This window comes from Arhodomonas sp. KWT (genome assembly GCF_010993615.1).
Map to the genome: position 1 here is coordinate 1 of NZ_WNXE01000619.1, position 979 is coordinate 979.

The 979-nt window shown below is 67.6% G+C and carries 2 protein-coding genes; both read right to left on the reverse strand.

Annotated elements, in window-relative coordinates:
• The coding region (locus G7A99_RS21185; protein WP_305792351.1) for a DNA gyrase subunit A at nt 1–557 on the reverse strand (557 nt) is incomplete at its 3' end.
• A gap of 120 nt (nt 558–677) precedes the next feature.
• Nucleotides 678–979, reverse strand: a 302-nt coding sequence (locus G7A99_RS21190) for a peptidylprolyl isomerase (protein WP_205599979.1), incomplete at its 5' end; no start/stop codon positions are given.

The following is a 979-nucleotide window of genomic DNA, read 5'->3' on the forward strand; positions in this document are numbered from 1 at the left end:
TTGTGCGGCGGGACGTTGGTGGCCATGCCCACGGCGATGCCGGAGCCGCCGTTGACCAGGAAGTTCGGGACCTTCGTCGGCAGCACGGTGGGCTCGGACTCGGAGCCGTCGTAGTTGTCGACGAAGTCAACGGTCTCCTTGTCGATGTCCGCGAGCAGCTCGTGGGCGATGCGGCTCATGCGTACCTCGGTGTAGCGCATCGCCGCGGCGTTGTCGCCGTCGATGGAGCCGAAGTTGCCCTGCCCGTCGACGAGCAGGTAGCGCATGGAGAAGTCCTGGGCCATGCGCACGATGGTGTCGTAGACCGCCGAGTCGCCGTGGGGGTGGTACTTACCGATGACGTCACCGACCACGCGCGCGGACTTCTTGTAGGGCTTGTTCCAGTCGTTGCCGAGCTCTCGCATGGCATAGAGGACGCGCCGGTGCACCGGCTTGAGGCCGTCGCGCACATCCGGCAGGGCACGTCCGACGATCACGCTCATGGCGTAATCGAGGTACGACTGCCGCATCTCGTCCTCGAGGTTGACCGGCAGGATCTCCTTGGCGACGCTCGACATCGGGTGGTCTCACTCGGCTTTGGGCGATGCTCGAACCCCGCGCGGGCGCGGGGGCGCCGGCGGGCGTGTCATAAAACACGTCATGTTATCACAACGACGGCCGGCAGGACGGCCGCCGGCTCAGCCGTCGACGCGCTCGGCGCTCTCGATCACCAGGGTCTGCCGGGGCACGTCGCTCATACCGCTGGCCCGCCCGGTGGGCACCCCCGCCATCTCGTCGACCACGTCCATGCCGTCCACGACCCGGGCGAACACCGCGTAGCCGAAGTCGCGCTCGCCGTGGTCGAGGAAGGCGTTGTCGGCGAGGTTGATGAAGAACTGCGAGGTCGCGCTGTCCACCGCCTGGGTGCGCGCCATCGACAGCGTGCCGCGCTCGTTGTCGAGCCCGTTGTCCGCCTCGTTCTCGATGGGCTCGCGGGTCG